Below are 20,261 nucleotides of genomic sequence, written 5' to 3'. Positions count from 1 at the left end.
CCTTATCGCCGCTCAGCGGGAAGTCTGGCGGCTTTGTTAACGTCATACCACCAGGTGTCGAAGCCCAGTGAATAGACAGGGCGTACGGCAGGCTCGGAGAACTTGTCCCAGCGCGCAAGCCGGTCTTCGCCCATATACCACATTGGCAGCATGTAGTAATTCCAGGTTAAGACCCTGTCGAGGGCGCGTCCCAGCGGCAGGAGTTTTTCTTTATCACCCTGCGCCGCCACGATTTTCGCAATCAAGGCATCAATCGCCGGGCTTTTCACCCCCGGCGCATTGTAGGAGGAGTCGATATAGCTGGATGCCCAGGAGATTTGCAGATCCGAACTGGGCCACGGCTGCGCGGGCCACAGGGTTTGCATCATATCGTAATCACGGCTGCGTTTGCGGTTGGTGAGCTGCGCGTTGTCGACCTGGCGAATGTTCATGGTAATCCCCAGCCGTTCAAGATTGTGCTTAAACGGCAGCACCCACTGATCGTTGCTTCCGGACGCAAGCAGCAGCTCAAAGCTTAACGGTTTGCCCGTTCTGGAATCGACGCGTTTTTGATTCTTCAGTGGCCAGCCTGCGTCATCCAGCAGTTTACTGGCTTTAAGCAGGTTGTCGCGATCGTAGCCGTCACCCTTTGACGCCGGAGGCTGAAATACCGTCGTGAACACCTCCGGCGGCAGTTCTGCTTTTAGCGGTGCCAGCAGGACAAGTTCGTCCGCTTTTGGGTAATCGCGAGCGGCATATTCAGTGTTCTGGAAATAGCTATTTGCCCGGCTGTAAGCGCCGTAAAATAGCGCTTTGTTCATCCATTCAAAATCAAAGGCCAGGGTAATGGCTTCCCGCACCCGACGGTCAGTAAATACCGGACGCTGAATATTAAACGCCAGCCAGCGCGTATCCTGAGCGGACGCGTTTTTATGCTCGTCTTTAACGATATACCCGTTAGCGAAGTTTTTGCCGATATACCGTGTCGCCCAGTTTTTAGCGCTGCTCTCCACGCGCATATCGAACGCACCAGCTTTGAAGGCTTCAAATGCCACGTTATCGTCAAGGTAGTAATCGTAGCGAAGGGTATCAAAATTCCAGCGGCCACGGTTTACCGGCAGGTTTGCCGCCCAGTAGTCTTTGACCCGGGAATAGACAACATACTGCCCCATGCGCCAGTCGGTGATGCGGTAAGGGCCACCCGCCAGCGGGGGTGTGGAGAGCGGGTCGCTAAGTTTGTGATCTTTCCAGAACGATTCAGGCATCACGGGCAGGGAGAACAGGCTGAGCATGTTCTCTTTATTCGGCTCACTCAGCTCAATACGCACCGTGAGCGGGGCAATGGCTTTGACCGTCACGCCTTTGTAGACAATGCGGAACTGGGGAACGCCCTCAGTCATAAATTTGTGAAATGTGAAGGCAATGTCGCTGGCTTTGACCGGCGTCCCATCGTGAAAACGCGCCCGTGGGTTAATCGAAATTTCCGCCCACGCAAAGTTATCCGCGTAACGCACGTTGTCCGCAATCAGCGGGTAGTAACTGCCGGGTTCATCATCAGACGTAACAAACAGCGTATCGTAGAGCGATTCTGTTCGCGCTGCCGCCACGCCGCGCAGGGCGAAGCGGTTGAAGTTGTCGAACGTCCCCGTGGCGGAGAGGGTCACGTTTCCGCCTTTTGGCGCGGCAGGATTGACGTAATCAAAGTGCGTAAAATTGACCGCGTACTTTGGCTCACCAATCACAGAGAACGCGATGTTCTCTTTGATGGTTTGCGCCTGGCTGGACAGGCTCGTTAATGCCAACAGCAGCAACATAAAGCGCATAAGCATCTCGCGGCGGCTCCCTTTCGACTGACCGGCTCAGTTAAGCTGAATAATAAGTGACGTCACGGGCAATGTGAAATCATTCAACGTTCAGGCTGCCATTGGCGGAACTGCTCCAGCGGCATCGGGCGGCTAATCCAGTAACCCTGAAGGAAAACAACGCCATGTTCGCGCAGCCAGGCTGCCTGCTCCGGCGTCTCCACCCCTTCGGCGACGGTCGACATATTCAGTCGTCTTGCCAGGGTGAGTACGGCATCAAGCACCGGGGAGGTCACGGTTTCCGTCCCGATCGCGTTGACAAAACCCCGGTCAATTTTGATGTAATCCATGGTGAAACGCTCAAGGTAAATCAGCGCACTGTGGCCGGTACCAAAATCATCAATCGCAATTTCAAAGCCTTCATTGTGCAGCCATTCGAAAAGATTGTTGGCTTCCCGATGGTTAACCATGTCGCGCTCGGTGATTTCCAGCACGATCTGGAAATGATCCGGCGGCATTAAGTCCAGGAAAGTGCGCATATCCTCTTTGAAGCTTTCCGCATGAAGATGCCCCGGCGCAATGTTAATGCCCAGTTTTGCGCCCGGCGGCAGAAGGGTCTGTAATACCGGCGCGTCGCGGATGATGAGGTCAAAGAGATGCAGCGTCAGCGGCACAATCAGCTTCTGCGCTTCGGCGAAGTTGATAAAGGCATCAGGCGGAATTTCCCCCATCGTCGGGTGTTTCCAGCGCATCAGGACTTCGACACCGCGCATTTGCAGCGTCTCTGCATCCACAACAGGCTGATACACCACATAAAACTGGCCGCGTTTAATGGCGCTCAAGATCTCTTTGCCTGGGTTAAGACGCGTGGTGAGGATATAGAAATTAAGCGAGCCGGCCGCGATCCCGCAGACCAGTCCAAAGAACACCGCGAACAGGATTTCATCGCTCGTCCACTCTTCGGCGTACAGTTTGATCGTCAGCGGAACCTCTTTTAGGGTCGCGGTACGCGCCGGCGTTTCATGTAAATCCTGTGCCTTCACCAGTGTGGCGGACCTTGTCGACAACGCATTGTCGCCAATGATGATGGCAATGCCCGCGAACTCGTTCTGGCGTGCGGTGTAAAGCATGTACGGAGTCAGGTTGATGTTTACCGAAGTAAACACGCCGCCGTCCTTAACCAGCGGATTTCGATACCAGATGGCAATCGCGGGTCTGTGCGGCATCATTGGTGTACCCGGCAGTAACGCCATATCAATCTGTTTATCGATGTGCAGCTCGGGTATCAGTTCTTCCATCGGGACGTTCATCGGACCGGTGGCTGAAGAGCAGTACGCCAGTTTATCCCTGACCAGCAAAAAGGCGCGCACGTTAAGGCTAAACGCCGCGCGAGAGGTCAGCTCAGCGTTGACGTCGTGGCAGCTGTTCAGCGTGAGCGGCTGAAGGAGATCGATAGAGCTTTTTAACTCATCGAAGTAGCTTTCCATGTAGATGCTCACGTCGTCAATCAGGGTGTCGAATCTGACTTCCCGCTTGTGGTAGCTCCAGAAAAATTGCAATGAACCCAGGAGCAGGGCTGTGATCAGGCCGGTGATAAGGCTGAGGAAAAGTATCTTGCGATTACTGGAGAAGTAGCGGGTGAACATAGACGTCGTGGTTCCTGGATTGCCGCTGAATGTATTCAGTGTAACGGGCAAAAAAAAACACCGCCGAAGCAGTGCTTTTTTTATCATATCGCCGGCCAAGGGATAACCAACGATACAATGATTATTTTAACTGCGGGTCAGTACGCGGCGCGCTTCGTTATAGCGCTTCTTCCAGTAAGGTTCGTTCATGCTGGAAATGGTCACACCGCTGCTGGTGGAGGCATGTACAAACTGGTCATTGCCAATGTAAATGCCAACATGTCGACCTGTCGAACCCGCACGGAACAGGACTAAATCCCCGGTGCGCAGTTTAGTGCGTGAAATCGACTTGCCCATCTCCTGCTGTTCGTAAGTTGAACGCGGAAGATCTAACCCAAACTGCTCACGGAAAGTACGCTGTACGAAACCGGAACAATCAATGCCTTTTTTGGTGCTACCGCCAAGACGATAACGCACGCCTTTCCAGTCAGCATACTGGTCCATAATACGGGACTTCACGTCCAGATTACGTACCATATTTTCAAATTCATCCTGAGAGGCTTGCAGTGACGAGGAATCTTCCATTCCCACAACACGCGTCTCAGGATGCATATTCTTTGCGGTGTTCGATGTACTACATGCAGATAACAGTACCGCCACTGCTATCGCCGGGATCCCCCGTAAGATATATCTCAAAATCGGTTGAGATTTGACCATTTTGTTTATTATCCCTTGAAGTCCTTAACGACAAATATCGTTATAAAAAATGCCAAACGTGACGAGACTAATTATCTGTTCACAATGAGACAATTCTTTCTGATCACATTTGTGGCGTAGCGCACAAATTTATTCACCAGCGAAATAATTATCTCTATGGGGCAAAACGAGTTCGAGATTAACCGATTGCCTGGGGTATTGCGAGCAAAAAAAGCCTTTTTTTTATAAGAAATTGTGATACAGAAAGTAAAAATTGATAATTGTTCAAAAAGCGCACGATCAAGGTTAAAAACCGTGCAACACATTCATTTTTATCACGAATATTGTGACGAAATGATGACGGGAGGGGGTGAAAGGGGAGAAAAGTGCATCAAGGATCAAAACGATCCCTGATGCATAGTGTTAATTAAGGTTAATTATTGGTTTCTGATTTGTTGCGTTTTGCCGGGGAGGTAGCGATCGAACACGGCTATTATCTTGTCGCTCAGCGGTGTCATCAGACACCACGGCAGCGCAACCAGCACAGAAGAGAGCGAACCGACTGCAATATCAGTAAACCAGTGAGCACCAATCATTACCCGTGGGAAGGCAAAAACCACAAAAATAATCAGGGCTATCGCAAAGGCTTTTCGGCCGAAATAGCGGAGCATCACGCCGGAAAAAATAAGCAGCATCATTCCGTGATCGCCCGGGAAACTGGCCTTCGACGCATCTTTCGTTGGAATATGCAGCAGCTCGCTGACGCGATAAATATCGGGGAAGAAGAGCGTTGGGCTGGAACGCTTAACCGGAATAATGGCCGTTGCCAGCTGGTTAATTACCACCGCAAGCAGCAACATCATCAAACCAATAATCAGAATACGGCGGCGTCCTGTTTTGTCCTCTTTCAGCCAGAAAGAGAGCATCAGGCCGCCCATCGCCAGCAGCGAGCAGCCGTCAAAGGCGCGGTTATTCGTGATAGCAACCAGCCACAGGAAGGCTTCGCTCTTCACCAGCTCCTGGTTGAAGAAGTGAAAAATGGCAGAATCCAGCGGAAACCAGACACCATGATTCGCCGGGATATACCAGGAGAAAAAGAGCGCCAGACCGGCGACATTAAGCAGTAATATCAGGGGAAGTCGAGTCGTCATAACATTCAGCATAGAGTGAAATCTGGGGCAACGTTAGCCGCCCAAACTTAAACGAAGCTTCAACAGGCTGGACTGCAGGGCATTCCAGTCGGCGTTAACCGCACTAATTAACTCTATTCGGCTATCAGGTGGCGCCACATTTTGCGTTTCGATAAAGAAATCTTCGCCCTGACGGTTGATCCGCACCAGCCCGTCCGGGGTGCGCATGATCCCTTTAACACGATCGACCGGAGCCAGTCTGGCCCATTCGAGTATGCCGATGGTGTCGAATACGGTATCCGCATCGAAAATCCATCCGCAGGCCTGATAGCCCTGGCCGCTGTTAAGGTTACGACGCCAGCGCTGGTGCTCCGGCAGACTCAGGGCAGCCAGACCCTGTTTTTGCGGATGGCTGTGGGCATGTTCCGCGCTTGCCGGGAGCGCCGCTAGGTTCAGGCGAGGCAGGTCAAGCAGGGCGTTATCAATTTTCCCCTGGGTGGTCTGCACCCGCTGACGGTTGCCACCGAAGTGCTGCCACCATGTCTCCAGCGCGGACTGGCTTTCCGCCGTTGCGCGATCCTCTTTATTGGCGACGATAATATCTGCCGAGGCGAGCTGGTCGCGGAAGTTCTCGTTGGTCACGGCTTTTTCATCCAGCAGCTGACGGGGGTCCAGCAGGCACAGCGTGGCACGCAGATCGATCCACGGCTCGTAGACCGGCGCGGTCAGTAAATCGAGAATTTGCTTCGGATGACCCAGCCCGGTCGGTTCAATCAGCAGACGGTCTGGTTTGCCCTGACGCAGCAGCGTATTCAGCCCGACCTGCATCGGCAGACCATTTACGCAGCACATGCAGCCACCGGGGATCTCTTTGATCATCGCGCCGCTGTCTGCCAGTAATGCGCCATCAATACCCACTTCGCCAAATTCATTGACCAGTACGGCCCATTTTTCTGCTGGATCCTTATTGGCCAGCAGGTGGAGAATTGAGGTGGTTTTACCGCTGCCGAGAAAACCGGTAATGAGGTTGGTTTTGGTCACGTGCGCTCCAGTCGATAATTGTGATGCTATAACAATTATCCATCATCCTGGCGAAAAACGGGCGCAATGAGAAGGGGGAGGGCGAACGGAGGCAATCGCCGTTCGCCTTAAGCGCAATAATCGCTAAATATTTAACGTTTCGATAACAGCCTGACGCGCGCCATGGCGGGCGATGCGCTGATAGGCCTGGCTGATGGCCTCCACGAATAGGCTATTTTGTGCGAGATCGTGACCAAAGATTTCACTCAGCCCCAGCAGGGCGTTGACGCGCTCAGCGTCGCTGCTGGCTGCAACAAGGGTGCGGATTTTATCACTCAGCGGATCGCGCACATCAATTGCGTCGCCACGCTCGTCGGTTCCGCTGACGTAGCGGATCCAGCCTGCAACGCCCATGGCCAGCAGCGGCCACGCGGTTTTACGTTCAAGATGGATGCGGATCCCATCCAGCATGCGTTGCGGCAATTTCTGGCTTCCGTCCATCGCAATTTGCCAGGTCCGGTGCTGCAGTGCCGGATTGGCAAAGCGTTCAAGCAGGCTATCGGCATAAGCCGTGAGGTCGACATCCTTAATACGCAGCGTAGGAGCCTGCTCATTCAGCATTAACCGACGTGCGGCTTCGCGAAACGCGGTGTCTTCCATACATTCGTTAATGTGCGCATACCCGGCGAGGTAGCCCAGATACGCGAGGAAAGAGTGGCTGCCGTTGAGCATGCGCAATTTCATCTGTTCCCACGGCAGCACGTCCTGCACCATTTGTACGCCAGCCACTTCCCATGCCGGGCGTCCGGCAACAAAGTTGTCTTCCACTACCCACTGAATAAACGGTTCGCAGCTGATGGCACAAGGATCTTCTACTCCAAGCTCTTTCGTGATTTCTGCCAGCGACGCCTCGGTCGCGGCGGGGACAATTCGGTCGACCATGGTCCCCGGAAAGCTCACATGTGAATTAATCCACTCTGCCAGCGCCGGGTCGCGTTTCTGGGCCATCCCCAGTACCGCGTTTTTCACCACATGGCCGTTATCAGGGATATTGTCGCAGGAGAGGACGGTAAAAGCGGACAAACCGCGTTCACGGCGGCGGTGGAGCGCCTCGACCAGGATCCCGGGCGCGGAGTGCGGTTCAGACGGGTTCTCCAGATCGTGAACGATCCGGGGGTTGTGCAAATCCAGATTACCGGTGGCGGGATCGATGCAATAACCTTTCTCTGTGATGGTGAGCGACACAATGGCGACCTGAGGTTCACAAAATTTCTCAATGATGGCAGGCAGAGAATCCAGTTTTGCGTTCAGACATTCATGGACGGCACCGACGATAATTGGCTGGTTTCCCTCCGCCCCTTTTTCCAGCACGGTGAAGAGATGATCCTGTGCGCGCAACTGGCTCATCAGCACGTCGCCGCTGAAGAGGCTAATCTCACAAATACCCCAGTCGCCGCCTTTCTCATTCAGCACCCGGTTTGTTAACAAGGCCTGATGCGCGCGGTGAAATGCGCCGAAGCCAAAATGGACGATGCGAGAGCGTAACTGCTTACGATCGTAGCGAGGGAGCTGGACATGGGCAGGAAGCGAGGTGGAGGCAATTGTCTTCATGAAATACACACCTGATTAACCATTAATTAACAACGCCAGTGTAAAGTTATATGACAGCAAATTAAATTGGTGAGCCGTAAATATCCGTGAAGTGTGAGTTTGATCAATCAATGTGTGGCGGTGTGTTGACCCTTTACGGCAAACATGTATGGTAGTCGTCATCGTAGTCATCCATATTGGTATAACAACTTTAGAGGTGAGGCAATGGAACAGACCTGGCGTTGGTACGGGCCGAACGATCCGGTTTCTCTTGATGATGTGCGTCAGGCTGGCGCAACGGGTGTCGTGACGGCGCTGCATCACATTCCTAATGGTCAGGTATGGCCGATTGAAGAAATCAAAAAGCGTCAGGCGCTGCTGGCGGAAAAAGGCCTGACCTGGTCTGTGGTGGAAAGCATCCCGGTTCACGAAGATATCAAAACCCATTCAGGTGATTATCAGACCTGGATTGCCAACTACCAGCAGAGCATTCGTCACCTGGCGGCCTGCGGTATTGATACTGTTTGCTATAACTTCATGCCCATTCTTGACTGGACGCGCACCGATCTCGAGTACACGTTGCCGGACGGTTCAAAAGCATTACGTTTCGATCAGATTGCCTTTGCCGCATTTGAGCTGCACATCCTGAAACGTCCTGGTGCAGAAGCCGATTACACGGCTGAAGAGCAGCAGCAGGCGCTCGCGTGGTTTAACGCAGCCAGTGACGCCGAGATTGAAAAGCTGACCCGCAATATTATTGCTGGCCTGCCGGGCGCTGAAGAGGGCTATACGCTGGATCAGTTCCGCGCGCGACTGGCGGAATATGGGAATATCGATAAAAACCAGCTGCGTGAAAACATGGCGTTTTTCCTGCGCGCTATCGTACCGGTAGCGGAAGAAGCGGGCGTGCGCCTGGCCGTGCACCCGGACGATCCTCCGCGTCCTATTCTCGGTTTACCGCGTATCGTGTCCACGATTGAAGATATGCAGTGGCTGAAAGAGACCGTGGACAGTATCTATAACGGATTCACCATGTGTACCGGCTCTTACGGCGTGCGTGCGGATAACGATCTGGTGCAGATGATTGAAACCTTCGGCGATCGTATTCACTTCACGCATCTGCGTGCGACCTGTCGTGAGGATAATCCAAAAACCTTCCATGAAGCAGCGCACCTGGGCGGCGATGTGAATATGGTCGCGGTAGTGGATGCGATTCTGGCGGAAGAGGTACGTCGTAAGCACGCGGGTGACGTTCGTCCTATCCCGTTCCGTCCCGATCATGGTCACCAGATGCTGGACGATCTGCGTAAGAAAACGAACCCAGGTTATTCGGCGATTGGTCGTCTGAAAGGCATGGCGGAAGTGCGGGGCGTTGAGCTGGCGCTGAAGATGACGAAATACCCGGAACTGCTGTAACGTCTGTTGCCCGGTGGCGTTGTGCCACCGGGCGAATATCGCATTAGTCTGCGCGACCCATATAGCGTTTTTCTTCGATATGGATGCGGATTTTCTCGCCTGCGGAGAGGTATTCTGGCACCTGCACCACCAGACCAGTCGTCAGGGTTGCTGGTTTGTTGCGGGCACTTGCGGATGCGCCTTTGATGCCCGGAGCCGTTTCCACGATTTCCAGATCCACGGTCTGCGGCAGCTCCAGCGCCAGCAGCACGCCATCCCAGGTCAGAACCTGCATGTCAGGCATCCCGCCTTCAGGAATAAAGAGGAGTTCTTCTTCAATCTGATCTTTGGTGAAGATATACGGGGTGTAATCTTCTTTATCCATGAATACGTATTCGTTGCCATCAATGTAGGAAAAATCAACATAGCGGCGGGTCAGGGTCACGGTATCAACGATATCGTCACCTTTAAAACGTTCTTCCACTTTCAGACCGGTACGCACATCGGCGAAACGCATTTTGTACAGCGTTGCTGCACCACGGGCGCTCGGGGCCTGAATATCGATATCTTTCACAATCAGCAGCTTGCCGTTGTAATTCAGTACCATACCTTTCTTAATTTCGTTCGCTCTTGGCATTGCAGTAATCCTGTTTACGGGTGGTAAAAAATATCGCGCCAAATTACTCGTGCTCGGCCTTTCAGGCAAGCGGAATTCGTGGCTTTTGCTATCAATACACAAAAGGTGTTACTGTGCGCGCAATGCCCGACTGCGCGGGCGTTCTTCAGCGAAAGAGAGCCTGTATGGATTGTCGTCCCGATTGTGGCGCGTGTTGTACCGCACCGTCCATTTCAAGCCCCATTCCTGGCATGCCGGACGGCAAACCTGCCAATACCCGCTGCGTGCAGCTTGCTGAAAATAACCTGTGCATGATCTTTGGTTCACCGCTGCGCCCGAAAGTCTGTTCCGGCCTTCAGCCGTCCGCGGAGATGTGCGGCAGCACGCGCGCGCAGGCGATCACTTACCTTCTTGAGCTGGAAGCGCTCACCGCCCCTTAAACATCCTTAATTCGCGCCAGACACCCTATCGTCAGCGTACACATCACCAGCGCAATCCAGAATACCGTGTGATAGCTCCAGATCTCGGCCACGATGCCGGCCATTGAGCCTGCAATAATCCAGCCCACGCGAGTGGTATTGGTATAAAGGGTGGTGGCGGAGCCTGCCTGGCCTGGCATCAGGTCCTGGAAGTAGAGCATGCCAATCCCGGCGAGTATGCCGATATAAATGGCGTTGAGAAGCTGCAATGCCAGCAAGAGTCCTGGCGTGTGCACCGTCAGCATACCGATATAGAACAGCAGTCCTGCGACAGCCGCGATGCGCATTAAAAAACGCTTTCCGAAACGCTTCGCGTAATAGCCCGCGATCAGCATGGTCGGGATCTCAAGCCCGGCCGCGGTTCCCATCATAATGCCCGCCAGCTTCTCTGGCAGATGCAGCTCATCAATAATAAACAGCGGCATGTTGATAATATAAAGGCTGTTTGTTCCCCACATCAACGTACAGATAACAAACAGGAGCAGCGCATCACGACGGTTACGGCGCGGGGCTTCCAGTACGCCTGAAGCCACTTTGGGCTCTTTGCGCATCGACGGCAGGAAGAACCACACCATGGTGCCGCACACCACAAACGCGACAGCCGCACTCAGGTACATCACCGTAAAGCCAAATCCCATCGCCAGGGCATACGCCAGCGGCGGGCCAATGACCCATGCCAGCGACACCTGGGCACGCAGAATAGAGCTGAACATCACCGCTTCACGACCGGTATGGTCGGCGTGCTCGCGGGCGAGGGCGAACATCTGCGGGTTCGCCGTGGAACCGAAGCTGCTCAGGAACACCCCCACGAACAGCAGGATGAAATAGTTGCGGTTAAAAGCAAACAACACGCAGGCAAACACCCCGAGAAGGCAGCAAAAGACGATCAGACTTTTACGATCGCCTTTTCTGTCGGAACGCCCCGCCAGAAACTGACTCACCAGAATGCCGATGATGGCACTGCCGGTAAAAAAGAAGCCAACCATTGCCGGACGGGCGTGGACTTCATTGGTCAGAAACAGGCTCAGCGTGGGCGTCTGTAACGCCCCGGCAATGCCGGTAAGGAAGGCAACAATCAAAAACGCCGTGGACGTCAAATCAAAGGGTTTTGGCGAGGCGGCGGCAGGGGTGTTATGCATACTTTCAGTATCAGCAAGTCATAAAGAGACGCGGAGTGTACGACGCTTGTCAGAAAATAAACAGGTACTGCGGTCAATTTCGCCACGAAAAATCAAAATGCCATTTCAATTAACAGGCTCGGGCTGAACTTAGCTGAAACTGACTTGCTGAACGTCAGCAAGATTCAGCTGAGCGAAGAAGAAATGTGCTGTATCTCTAAATTCTGAATCGCCATTTGTAACTTTTCTTGCAAGGTTAAGCAGAAAGCGCAAGACTTTTTGAAACGTTTCAGCGCTATCTTGTTTTAACAAACGGAGCAGGCTAGCGCATTTTTTCTCATTTAAGCTGAAACGATTCAAGTTCAGCAGGAGAGGAGAACCATGTTCCAGTTATCTGTTCAGGATATCCACCCGGGCGCTCAGGCCGGGAACAAAGAAGAGGCCATTCGCCAGGTTGCCGCTGCCCTTGTGCAGGCGGGTAATGTCGCGGACGGCTACGTTAACGGCATGCTGGCGCGCGAGCAGCAGACCTCCACTTTCCTCGGCAATGGCATCGCCATTCCGCACGGTACAACGGACACCCGCGATCAGGTGCTGAAAACCGGCGTTCAGGTTTATCAGTTTCCTCAGGGTGTGGTGTGGGGCGACGGTCAGGTTGCTTACGTGGCAATCGGTATCGCTGCCAGCAGCGACGAGCACCTGGGCCTGCTGCGTCAGCTGACGCATGTGCTGAGCGATGATTCGGTGGCTGAACAGCTGAAGTCCGCGACGACGGCGGAAGAGCTGCGCGCGTTGCTGATGGGCGAAAAACAGAGTGAAGCGCTGAAACTGGATAACGAAACATTGACCCTGGATGTTGTGGCGAGCGATCTGGTCACGCTGCAGGCGCTGAACGCAGGCCGTCTGAAAGAAGCCGGTGCGGTAGACGCGTCCTTTATCACGCGCGTTATCAATGAGAAGCCGCTGAACCTGGGACAAGGTATCTGGCTGAACGACAGTGCTGAAGGCAACCTGCGTAGCGCTATCGCGGTGAGCCGCGCGGCCAACGCGTTTGACGTTGAGGGCGCGCACGCTGCGATGCTGGTCACCGTCGCGATGACCGATGAACAGCCGGTTTCCGCGCTAAAACGTCTTGGCGATCTGCTGCTGAATGACAAGGCTGAAAAACTGTTGAACGCTGACGCAAGCACGCTGCTGGCGCTGCTGACCAGCGATAATGTGCTGACTGATGACGTGCTGACCGCTGAGTTTGTAGTGCGTAACGAGCACGGCCTGCATGCCCGTCCTGGCACCATGCTGGTGAATACCATTAAACAATTCGAAAGTGAGATTACCGTGACTAACCTTGATGGCACGGGCAAACCGGCCAACGGCCGTAGCCTGATGAAAGTTGTCGCGCTGGGCGTGAAGAAAGGTCACCGTCTGCGCTTTACCGCACAGGGTGCTGATGCTGAACAGGCGCTGAAAGCGATTGGCGACGCCATCGCGGCAGGTCTGGGGGAGGGCGCATAATGAGCAGACGTGTTGCGACTATTACGCTGAACCCGGCATACGACCTGGTGGGGTTTTGCCCGGAGATTGAGCGCGGCGAAGTAAACCTCGTGCGTACCACTGGCCTGCATGCTGCAGGTAAAGGGATTAACGTCGCGAAAGTGCTCAAGGATCTCGGTATCGATGTCACCGTGGGCGGATTCCTCGGTAAAGATAACCAGGATGGTTTCCAGCAGCTGTTCAGCGAGCTGGGGATTGCTAATCGTTTTCAGGTTGTTCAGGGCCGTACCCGTATCAACGTCAAGCTGACGGAGAAAGACGGCGAAGTGACCGATCTGAACTTCTCAGGCTTCGAGGTGACTCCGTCAGACTGGGAGCGCTTCGTGAACGACTCTCTGACCTGGCTTGGTCAGTTCGACATGGTGTGCGTCAGCGGCAGCCTGCCGTCCGGCGTGAGCCCGGAAGCGTTCACCGACTGGATGACGCGTCTGCGAAGCCAGTGCCCATGCATTATTTTTGACAGCAGCCGTGACGCGCTGGTCGCCGGCCTGAAAGCCTCGCCGTGGCTGGTGAAGCCGAATCGCCGCGAACTGGAGATCTGGGCTGGCCGTAAGCTGCCAGAATTAAAAGATGTGATTGACGCTGCCCATGCGCTGCGCGAGCAGGGTATCGCTCACGTGGTTATCTCTCTTGGTGCAGAAGGGGCGCTGTGGGTTAACGCTTCTGGCGAATGGATCGCCAAACCGCCATCGGTTGACGTTGTCAGCACCGTTGGCGCAGGGGATTCAATGGTTGGCGGTCTGATTTATGGCCTGCTGATGCGTGAATCCAGTGAACATACTTTACGTCTTGCCACCGCCGTTGCTGCCCTGGCCGTTAGCCAGAGCAATGTCGGTATTACCGATCGTACCCAGTTAGCCGCGATGATGGCGCGCGTTGACTTAAAACCTTTTAACTAACAGCAGGAGAGGAATAATGAAAACGCTGCTGATCATTGACTCCGGTCTCGGACAGGCTCGCGCCTATATGGCGAAGACCTTGCTGGGAGCGGCGGCGAACAAAGCACATCTCGAGATGACGGATAACCCGGGCGACGCCGAAATGGTGATTGTTCTGGGTGATAACATTCCCGCTGACAGTGCGCTGAATGGCAAAAAAGTGTGGCTGGGTGATATCAATCGCGCGGTGGCACACCCGGAACTGTTTTTGAGCGAAGCGAAAGGTCATGCGTCTGTTTACAGCGCACCGGTCGCGGCGCCGGTTGCCGCGTCCGGACCAAAACGTATTGTGGCGATCACGGCCTGCCCGACGGGCGTGGCTCATACCTTTATGGCGGCTGAAGCCATTGAAACCGAAGCGAAAAAACGCGGCTGGTGGGTAAAAGTTGAAACACGTGGATCCGTTGGTGCGGGCAACGCAATCACCCCTGAAGAGGTGGCTGAAGCCGATCTGGTGATGGTTGCGGCTGACATCGAAGTGGACCTGGCGAAATTTGCCGGTAAGCCGATGTACCGCACGTCAACGGGCCTGGCGCTGAAAAAGACCGCTCAGGAGTTTGATAAAGCGCTGGTGGAAGCGAAGCCGTATCAGGCAACGGGGTCCACGCAAACTGCGACGGAAGGTAAGAAAGAGTCAGCTGGCGCCTATCGCCATCTGCTGACCGGTGTGTCTTATATGCTGCCGATGGTGGTGGCGGGCGGTCTGTGTATTGCCCTCTCGTTCGCGTTTGGTATTACCGCGTTTAAAGAAGAAGGCACGCTGGCTGCCGCCCTGATGCAGATTGGTGGTGGTTCCGCGTTTGCCCTGATGGTGCCGGTGCTGGCAGGCTTTATCGCCTTCTCCATCGCTGACCGTCCGGGCCTGACGCCGGGTCTTATCGGCGGTATGCTGGCGGTGAGCACCGGTTCTGGCTTTATCGGCGGTATCATTGCCGGTTTCCTGGCGGGTTACGTTGCGAAGCTTATCAGCTCGAAGCTGAAACTGCCGCAGAGTATGGAAGCGCTGAAACCGATTCTGATCATCCCGTTGATTTCCAGCCTGGTGGTGGGCCTGGCGATGATTTACCTCATCGGTAAACCTGTAGCGGGTATCCTGGCGGGTCTGACCCACTGGCTGCAAACCATGGGTACCGCGAATGCGGTACTGCTGGGAGCTATTCTCGGTGGCATGATGTGTACCGACATGGGTGGCCCGGTGAACAAAGCAGCATACGCATTCGGTGTTGGCCTGCTGAGTACCCAGACCTACGCGCCAATGGCAGCGATTATGGCGGCCGGTATGGTGCCACCATTGGCTCTTGGCCTGGCAACCATCATTGCACGTCGTAAGTTCGACAAAGCGCAGCAGGAAGGGGGGAAAGCTGCCCTGGTACTTGGCCTGTGCTTTATCACCGAAGGGGCAATTCCGTTCGCGGCGCGTGACCCAATGCGCGTGCTGCCATGCTGTATCGTGGGGGGCGCGGTAACCGGTGCTATCTCCATGGCGGTTGGCGCGAAACTGATGGCACCACACGGCGGTCTGTTCGTGCTGCTGATCCCAGGTGCAATCACGCCAGTGCTGGGTTATCTGCTGGCGATTGTGGCCGGTACGCTGGTGGCAGGTCTTTCTTACGCGGTGCTGAAACGTCCGGAAGCGGAAGGGGTCGCGAAAGCGGCGTAAGCGGTAAAACAATAAAAAAGCCGGGTGCTTATGCGACCCGGCTTTTTTTATGCCGCCTGTTCAGCGGTTTGCTGCGCCTTCAGCCAGGCAATCTCTTCTGCCCAGATGTCCGGATTAATGGTTTCCAGCACCATCGGGATACCGTTGAAACGGGCATCCTGCATAATAAAGCGGAACGCATCGTGGCCAATATTGCCTTCACCGAGGCTGTGATGGCGGTCCACGCGGCTGCCAAACGCGCTTTTCGCATCGTTCAAGTGCATTCCGCGCAGATACTTGAAGCCCACAATGCGTTCAAACTCATCGAAGGTCTTTTTCGTCTCATCAAGCGTTCGCAGATCGTAACCCGCGGCAAAGGCATGGCAGGTATCAATACATACGCCCACGCGGGATTTATCCTCCACGCCGTCAATAATGGCCGCCAGATGTTCGAACTTAAAGCCGAGGTTACTGCCCTGCCCGGCGGTGTTCTCGATGACCGCCGTCACGCCCTGGGTTTTATCCAGCGTGATGTTGATGGATTCGGCAATGCGCGCCAGACAGGCATCTTCGTCAATCTGCATCAGATGACTTCCCGGATGGAAGTTCAACAGCGTCAGCCCAAGTTGCTCGCAGCGCTGCACTTCATCAAGAAACGCCTCGCGGGATTTCTCCAGCGCCTCCTGCACGGGATGGCCGAGGTTAATGAGATAGCTGTCGTGGGGAAGGATTTGACCCGGCCCGTAGTGGTATTTCTCACAGGCGGCTTTGAAATCATCAATCACTTCAGAGGTGAGCGGGGCGGCGCGCCACTGGCGCTGGTTCTTGGTGAACAGGGCGAAAGCGGTCGCCTCAATTTCGGCGGCGCGAATGGCGGCATTCGCAAGGCCACCTGCAGCGCTGACGTGCGCTCCAACATATTTCATAAAGGGACTCCTGTTAACCCGAAATACGTATGATAGCGGGTTAACAGGAGAAGGATGAAGTGGTTTATGCCATCAGGCTATGTACCGCGAGGTTAATCGCACCGCCGCCAACGATCAGCCAGATGAAGAGTACCAGCGCCATCAGCAGCGGTTTTGCACCTGCTTTTTTCAGCGCGCTAACGTGTGTCGTGACCCCGAGCGCCGCCATCGCCATCGCCAGCAGGACGGTATCAAGCGTGACCAGCATATCCACCACGGCTTTCGGCAGCAGGTGGAAGGAGTTAAATACCGCCACCACGATGAAAAGAATCGCAAACCACGGAATGGTGATTTTACTCTTCTGGCTACTGCCTGCCGGCGCGAGTTGTTTTACGCGAGCGGCCAGGATAATCAGGAACGGAGCCAGCATCATGACGCGCAGCATTTTGGCAATGACCGCGGCATTTTCCGCATCCGGATTAATGGCGTGACCCGCCGCCACCACCTGAGCCACTTCATGCATGGTTGAACCAATATAAATGCCGTAGGTCTCCGGGCTAAACCAGTGCGCAACCAGCGGGTACATGGCCGGGTAGAGGAAAATCGCCAGCGTACCGAAAATAACCACGGTCGCGACGGCAACCGTCACTTTGCTGGATTCTGCCTTAACGACAGGCTCGGTTGCCAGTACCGCGGCAGCCCCGCAGATGCTGCTGCCGGCACCAATCAGCCAGCTGGTTTGTTTATCCAGCCCAAACACTTTCTGGCCGATAAAGCAGGCCAGTAAAAAGGTGCTGGTCAGGGTCAGGACGTCAATAGCGATCCCGCTGACGCCGACATCCGCAATCTGTGAAAAGGTCAGGCGGAAGCCGTAAAGGATAATCCCGAGGCGCAGCAGATGCTGTTTGGCGAAAATAACCCCGCCATCACAGGACTTCCAGATATGGGGGTAAACGGTATTTCCCACCACCATGCCGAGCAATATTGCCAGCGTTAAGGCACTAAAACCTGCCCCGGCGACGGCCGGAATGCTGCCGCCCCATAACGCTACGCCAGTTATCACCGCGCTGAGCGCAAGACCCGGCACGAAGTGCCACAATGTACGTTGATGCTGTAAGGTGTGTTCTGACATAACCTTCTCCTTTATCTGGCTAAAAGGTTACGGCGTTGTGGTTTAAAAATAAAATTGATTATATACTTATAATCAATCTATATAAGTGGTAAGTGACCATGCACATTACGTTGCGTCAGCTGGAAGTTTTTGCCGAAGTGCTGAAAAGCGGGTCGACGACGCAGGCCTCGCAAATGCTGGCGCTGTCCCAGTCCGCGGTCAGCGCGGCCCTGACCGATCTGGAAGGGCAACTGGGGGTTCAGCTTTTCGACAGAGTGGGGAAACGGCTGGTCGTCAATGAACATGGCCGCCTGCTGTACCCGCGCGCGCTGGCATTGCTGGAGCAGGCGACTGAAATCGAACAATTGTTCCGCGAAGAGAACGGGGCCATCCGCGTTTACGCCAGCAGTACGATCGGCAATTACATTCTGCCGGAAGTGATTGCCCGCTATCGCCGGGATTTCCCGACCCTGCCGCTGGAGATGAGCGTTGGCAATAGCCAGGATGTCATCAATGCGGTGATCGATTTCCGCGTGGACATCGGTTTGATTGAAGGGCCGTGTCACAACGTCGATATCATTGCTGAACCCTGGCTGGAAGATGAGCTGGTGGTGTTCGCCTCGCCGGCCTCTTCTTTATTACAGGGTGAAGTGACGCTGGAACGGCTGGCTCAGGCGCAGTGGATCCTCCGGGAACAGGGCTCCGGTACCCGTGAAATTGTCGATTACCTGCTGCTCTCTCACCTGCCGCATTTCCGGCTGAGTATGGAGCTGGGCAACTCGGAAGCCATCAAACACGCGGTCCGTCATGGGCTGGGCATCAGCTGTCTCTCCCGGCGGGTGATTGCTGAACAGCTTGAGGCCGGCACGCTGGTCGAAATACCGCTCCCGTTGCCTAAACTGGTGCGCACGCTGTGGTGCATTCATCATCGTCAGAAACACCTTTCCAGCTCGCTGCAGCGTTTTCTGCGCTATTGCGACATGTAAACCCGCAATGCGGATCCTCTCTCCGTTGGGAGAGGGGAGATGCAGATGCGTGCTTTACTTATAATCCTGGCCGAGTCATGAAGCTCTCTTATAACTGAGCATTTCTGCCGGAAGGAACGCGTATCGTCTGCTACAATCGCGCCTCATTTGTTGAAGGGACAGCATTTTCACATGGTTTCAGAAATTAAAACCACAGAAGCGCCCGCGCTACGTCGCGAACTTAAGGCGCGTCACCTGACGATGATCGCTATCGGCGGTTCAATCGGTACAGGTCTTTTTGTTGCCTCTGGCGCAACAATTTCGGCAGCCGGCCCGGGTGGGGCACTTTTCTCTTATATCCTGATTGGCCTGATGGTGTACTTCCTGATGACCAGTCTGGGCGAACTGGCGGCGTACATGCCGGTATCCGGTTCGTTTTCGACCTACGGTCAAAAATACGTTGAAGAAGGCTTCGGCTTCGCGCTGGGCTGGAACTACTGGTACAACTGGGCCGTTACTATCGCCGTTGACCTTGTCGCCGCACAGCTGGTGATGAACTGGTGGTTCCCGGACACGCCAGGCTGGATCTGGAGTGCGCTGTTCCTGGCGGTGATCTTCCTGCTCAACTACATCTCCGTGCGTGGTTTTGGCGAAGCGGAATACTGGTTCTCTTTGATCAAAGTGGCAACCGTCATCATCTTTATCGTCGTCGGTGTGGCGATGATCGTTGGTATTTTCAAAGGCGCTCAACCTGCAGGATGGAGTAACTGGAGCATTGGTGATGCGCCATTTGCGGGTGGATTCTCGGCCATGATTGGCGTGGCGATGATTGTCGGCTTCTCCTTCCAGGGAACCGAGCTGATCGGGATTGCTGCCGGTGAATCCGAGAACCCGGAGAAGAACATTCCACGCGCGGTGCGTCAGGTATTCTGGCGTATCCTGCTGTTCTATGTGTTTGCGATTTTGATTATCAGCCTGATCATTCCTTACACCGATCCAAGCCTGCTGCGCAATGATGTGAAAGACATCAGCGTTAGCCCGTTCACGCTGGTCTTCCAGCATGCCGGTCTGCTCTCCGCCGCGGCGGTAATGAACGCCGTTATCCTGACCGCCGTGCTCTCAGCGGGTAACTCCGGCATGTATGCGTCTACCCGTATGCTCTATACCCTGGCATGCGACGGCAAAGCGCCACGCATCTTTTCTAAGCTGTCCCGTGGCGGCGTACCGCGTAATGCCCTGTATGCCACAACGGTGATTGCCGGTCTGTGCTTCCTGACCTCCATGTTTGGCAACCAGACGGTGTACCTGTGGCTGCTCAATACGTCCGGTATGACGGGCTTTATCGCCTGGCTCGGGATTGCTATCAGCCACTATCGCTTCCGTCGCGGTTACGTTATGCAAGGTCATGACATCAATGACCTGCCGTATCGCTCAGGGTTCTTCCCGCTGGGGCCTATTTTCGCCTTCATTCTGTGCCTGATTATTACGCTGGGACAGAACTATGAAGCGTTCCTTGCGGACCGTATCGACTGGGGTGGTGTAACGGCGACCTACATCGGTATTCCGCTGTTCCTGATAATCTGGTTTGGTTACAAACTGACGAAGGGGACGCGCTTTGTTCGCTACAGTGAAATGGAATTTCCGGGACGCGTAAAACAATAACCGCACTTCCTCTCTTTTAGCCCGCTCGGTTGAGCGGGCT

General features: G+C 54.6%; 17 protein-coding genes. 7 read left to right on the top strand and 10 right to left on the bottom strand.

Going from position 1 to position 20,261, the window contains the following annotated elements:
• Window positions 1–2: 2 nt before the first annotated feature.
• The 6 genes from AC2FAP_RS10220 to AC2FAP_RS10195 all read right to left on the bottom strand — a co-directional run bounded on the left by AC2FAP_RS10220 (window position 3) and on the right by AC2FAP_RS10195 (window position 7,863).
• A complete protein-coding gene (locus tag AC2FAP_RS10220) occupies window positions 3–1,808 on the bottom strand; it encodes an extracellular solute-binding protein (protein WP_025203632.1) in 1,806 nt (601 codons plus the stop codon).
• Window positions 1,809–1,885: 77 nt separating this feature from the next.
• Window positions 1,886–3,427, bottom strand: coding sequence for a cyclic di-GMP phosphodiesterase (locus AC2FAP_RS10215; protein WP_020883182.1), 1,542 nt, complete (start codon window positions 3,425–3,427; stop codon window positions 1,886–1,888).
• Window positions 3,428–3,553: 126 nt separating this feature from the next.
• A complete protein-coding gene (gene mepS, locus AC2FAP_RS10210) occupies window positions 3,554–4,123 on the bottom strand; it encodes a bifunctional murein DD-endopeptidase/murein LD-carboxypeptidase (RefSeq protein ID WP_014170930.1) in 570 nt (189 codons plus the stop codon).
• 416 nt (window positions 4,124–4,539) lie between these two features.
• Window positions 4,540–5,253 carry a phosphatase PAP2 family protein gene (locus AC2FAP_RS10205; protein WP_025203633.1) on the bottom strand — a complete coding sequence of 238 codons (714 nt, stop codon included), beginning with the start codon at window positions 5,251–5,253 and terminating at the stop codon, window positions 4,540–4,542.
• A 33-nt stretch (window positions 5,254–5,286) separates the two neighbouring features.
• Window positions 5,287–6,273 carry a CobW family GTP-binding protein gene (locus AC2FAP_RS10200; RefSeq protein WP_014170928.1) on the bottom strand — a complete coding sequence of 329 codons (987 nt, stop codon included), beginning with the start codon at window positions 6,271–6,273 and terminating at the stop codon, window positions 5,287–5,289.
• Between the two features lie 123 nt (window positions 6,274–6,396).
• Complete coding sequence (locus tag AC2FAP_RS10195) at window positions 6,397–7,863, bottom strand: mannitol dehydrogenase family protein (protein ID WP_342863855.1); 1,467 nt, start codon at window positions 7,861–7,863, stop codon at window positions 6,397–6,399.
• A 204-nt stretch (window positions 7,864–8,067) separates the two neighbouring features.
• Between AC2FAP_RS10195 and uxuA the strand changes: the two genes are divergently transcribed.
• The gene (gene uxuA / locus AC2FAP_RS10190) at window positions 8,068–9,258 is read left to right on the top strand and encodes a mannonate dehydratase (protein ID WP_032678583.1); all 1,191 of its coding nucleotides are present in this window, start codon (window positions 8,068–8,070) and stop codon (window positions 9,256–9,258) included.
• A gap of 43 nt (window positions 9,259–9,301) precedes the next feature.
• Here the strand turns inward: uxuA and yeiP are convergent, their stop codons facing one another.
• Window positions 9,302–9,874, bottom strand: a complete 573-nt coding sequence (yeiP, locus tag AC2FAP_RS10185; RefSeq protein WP_008500940.1) for an elongation factor P-like protein YeiP — start codon at window positions 9,872–9,874, stop codon at window positions 9,302–9,304.
• Window positions 9,875–10,038: 164 nt separating this feature from the next.
• On the opposite strand from yeiP, the gene AC2FAP_RS10180 reads away from it, so the two are divergent.
• Window positions 10,039–10,293 carry a YkgJ family cysteine cluster protein gene (locus AC2FAP_RS10180; protein WP_025203636.1) on the top strand — a complete coding sequence of 85 codons (255 nt, stop codon included), beginning with the start codon at window positions 10,039–10,041 and terminating at the stop codon, window positions 10,291–10,293.
• Here AC2FAP_RS10180 and setB read toward each other — a convergent pair.
• A complete protein-coding gene (gene setB / locus AC2FAP_RS10175) occupies window positions 10,290–11,471 on the bottom strand; it encodes a sugar efflux transporter SetB (protein WP_014170922.1) in 1,182 nt (393 codons plus the stop codon). The genes AC2FAP_RS10180 and setB overlap by 4 nt on opposite strands.
• Window positions 11,472–11,831: 360 nt before the next feature.
• Between setB and fruB the strand changes: the two genes are divergently transcribed.
• Genes fruB through fruA form a run of 3 tightly spaced genes read left to right on the top strand, consistent with a single transcriptional unit; the run spans window position 11,832 to window position 15,599 of the window.
• Window positions 11,832–12,962 carry a fused PTS fructose transporter subunit IIA/HPr protein gene (gene fruB / locus AC2FAP_RS10170; protein WP_426021373.1) on the top strand — a complete coding sequence of 377 codons (1,131 nt, stop codon included), beginning with the start codon at window positions 11,832–11,834 and terminating at the stop codon, window positions 12,960–12,962.
• Window positions 12,962–13,900, top strand: coding sequence for a 1-phosphofructokinase (gene fruK / locus AC2FAP_RS10165; protein WP_014170919.1), 939 nt, complete (start codon window positions 12,962–12,964; stop codon window positions 13,898–13,900). Before fruB ends, fruK begins: the two co-directional genes overlap by 1 nt.
• 16 nt (window positions 13,901–13,916) lie before the next feature.
• Window positions 13,917–15,599, top strand: coding sequence for a PTS fructose transporter subunit IIBC (gene fruA, locus AC2FAP_RS10160; protein ID WP_151887812.1), 1,683 nt, complete (start codon window positions 13,917–13,919; stop codon window positions 15,597–15,599).
• A 47-nt stretch (window positions 15,600–15,646) separates the two neighbouring features.
• On the opposite strand, the gene nfo is transcribed toward fruA, so the two are convergent.
• The gene (gene nfo / locus AC2FAP_RS10155) at window positions 15,647–16,504 is read right to left on the bottom strand and encodes a deoxyribonuclease IV (RefSeq protein WP_449541823.1); all 858 of its coding nucleotides are present in this window, start codon (window positions 16,502–16,504) and stop codon (window positions 15,647–15,649) included.
• Between the two features lie 64 nt (window positions 16,505–16,568).
• Window positions 16,569–17,615, bottom strand: a complete 1,047-nt coding sequence (locus AC2FAP_RS10150; RefSeq protein ID WP_040017996.1) for a YeiH family protein — start codon at window positions 17,613–17,615, stop codon at window positions 16,569–16,571.
• 98 nt (window positions 17,616–17,713) lie between these two features.
• On the opposite strand from AC2FAP_RS10150, the gene yieE reads away from it, so the two are divergent.
• A complete protein-coding gene (gene yieE / locus AC2FAP_RS10145; protein ID WP_014170915.1) occupies window positions 17,714–18,580 on the top strand; it encodes a DNA-binding transcriptional regulator YeiE in 867 nt (288 codons plus the stop codon).
• A gap of 171 nt (window positions 18,581–18,751) precedes the next feature.
• A complete protein-coding gene (locus AC2FAP_RS10140) occupies window positions 18,752–20,221 on the top strand; it encodes an amino acid permease (protein WP_020883191.1) in 1,470 nt (489 codons plus the stop codon).
• The last annotated feature ends 40 nt before the right edge of the window (window positions 20,222–20,261 follow it).

It is taken from the genome of Enterobacter cloacae complex sp. 394I7, assembly GCF_057320345.1.
Note: the sequence above shows the minus strand (reverse complement) of the source record. Positions and strands in the feature narration are given on the sequence as shown.

Excerpts from the sequence above, each read along its gene's own strand:
- AC2FAP_RS10215 (WP_020883182.1), bottom strand. The coding sequence starts at position 3,427 with ATGTTCACCCGCTACTTCTCCAGTAATCGCAAGATACTTTTCCTCAGC.
- AC2FAP_RS10150 (WP_040017996.1), bottom strand. The coding sequence starts at position 17,615 with ATGTCAGAACACACCTTACAGCATCAACGTACATTGTGGCACTTCGTG.
- nfo (WP_449541823.1), bottom strand. The coding sequence starts at position 16,504 with ATGAAATATGTTGGAGCGCACGTCAGCGCTGCAGGTGGCCTTGCGAAT.
- mepS (WP_014170930.1), bottom strand. The coding sequence starts at position 4,123 with ATGGTCAAATCTCAACCGATTTTGAGATATATCTTACGGGGGATCCCG.
- fruA (WP_151887812.1), top strand. The coding sequence starts at position 13,917 with ATGAAAACGCTGCTGATCATTGACTCCGGTCTCGGACAGGCTCGCGCC.
- fruB (WP_426021373.1), top strand. The coding sequence starts at position 11,832 with ATGTTCCAGTTATCTGTTCAGGATATCCACCCGGGCGCTCAGGCCGGG.
- AC2FAP_RS10195 (WP_342863855.1), bottom strand. The coding sequence starts at position 7,863 with ATGAAGACAATTGCCTCCACCTCGCTTCCTGCCCATGTCCAGCTCCCT.
- AC2FAP_RS10205 (WP_025203633.1), bottom strand. The coding sequence starts at position 5,253 with ATGACGACTCGACTTCCCCTGATATTACTGCTTAATGTCGCCGGTCTG.
- fruK (WP_014170919.1), top strand. The coding sequence starts at position 12,962 with ATGAGCAGACGTGTTGCGACTATTACGCTGAACCCGGCATACGACCTG.
- AC2FAP_RS10180 (WP_025203636.1), top strand. The coding sequence starts at position 10,039 with ATGGATTGTCGTCCCGATTGTGGCGCGTGTTGTACCGCACCGTCCATT.
- AC2FAP_RS10140 (WP_020883191.1), top strand. The coding sequence starts at position 18,752 with ATGGTTTCAGAAATTAAAACCACAGAAGCGCCCGCGCTACGTCGCGAA.
- AC2FAP_RS10220 (WP_025203632.1), bottom strand. The coding sequence starts at position 1,808 with ATGCTTATGCGCTTTATGTTGCTGCTGTTGGCATTAACGAGCCTGTCC.
- yieE (WP_014170915.1), top strand. The coding sequence starts at position 17,714 with ATGCACATTACGTTGCGTCAGCTGGAAGTTTTTGCCGAAGTGCTGAAA.
- uxuA (WP_032678583.1), top strand. The coding sequence starts at position 8,068 with ATGGAACAGACCTGGCGTTGGTACGGGCCGAACGATCCGGTTTCTCTT.
- setB (WP_014170922.1), bottom strand. The coding sequence starts at position 11,471 with ATGCATAACACCCCTGCCGCCGCCTCGCCAAAACCCTTTGATTTGACG.
- yeiP (WP_008500940.1), bottom strand. The coding sequence starts at position 9,874 with ATGCCAAGAGCGAACGAAATTAAGAAAGGTATGGTACTGAATTACAAC.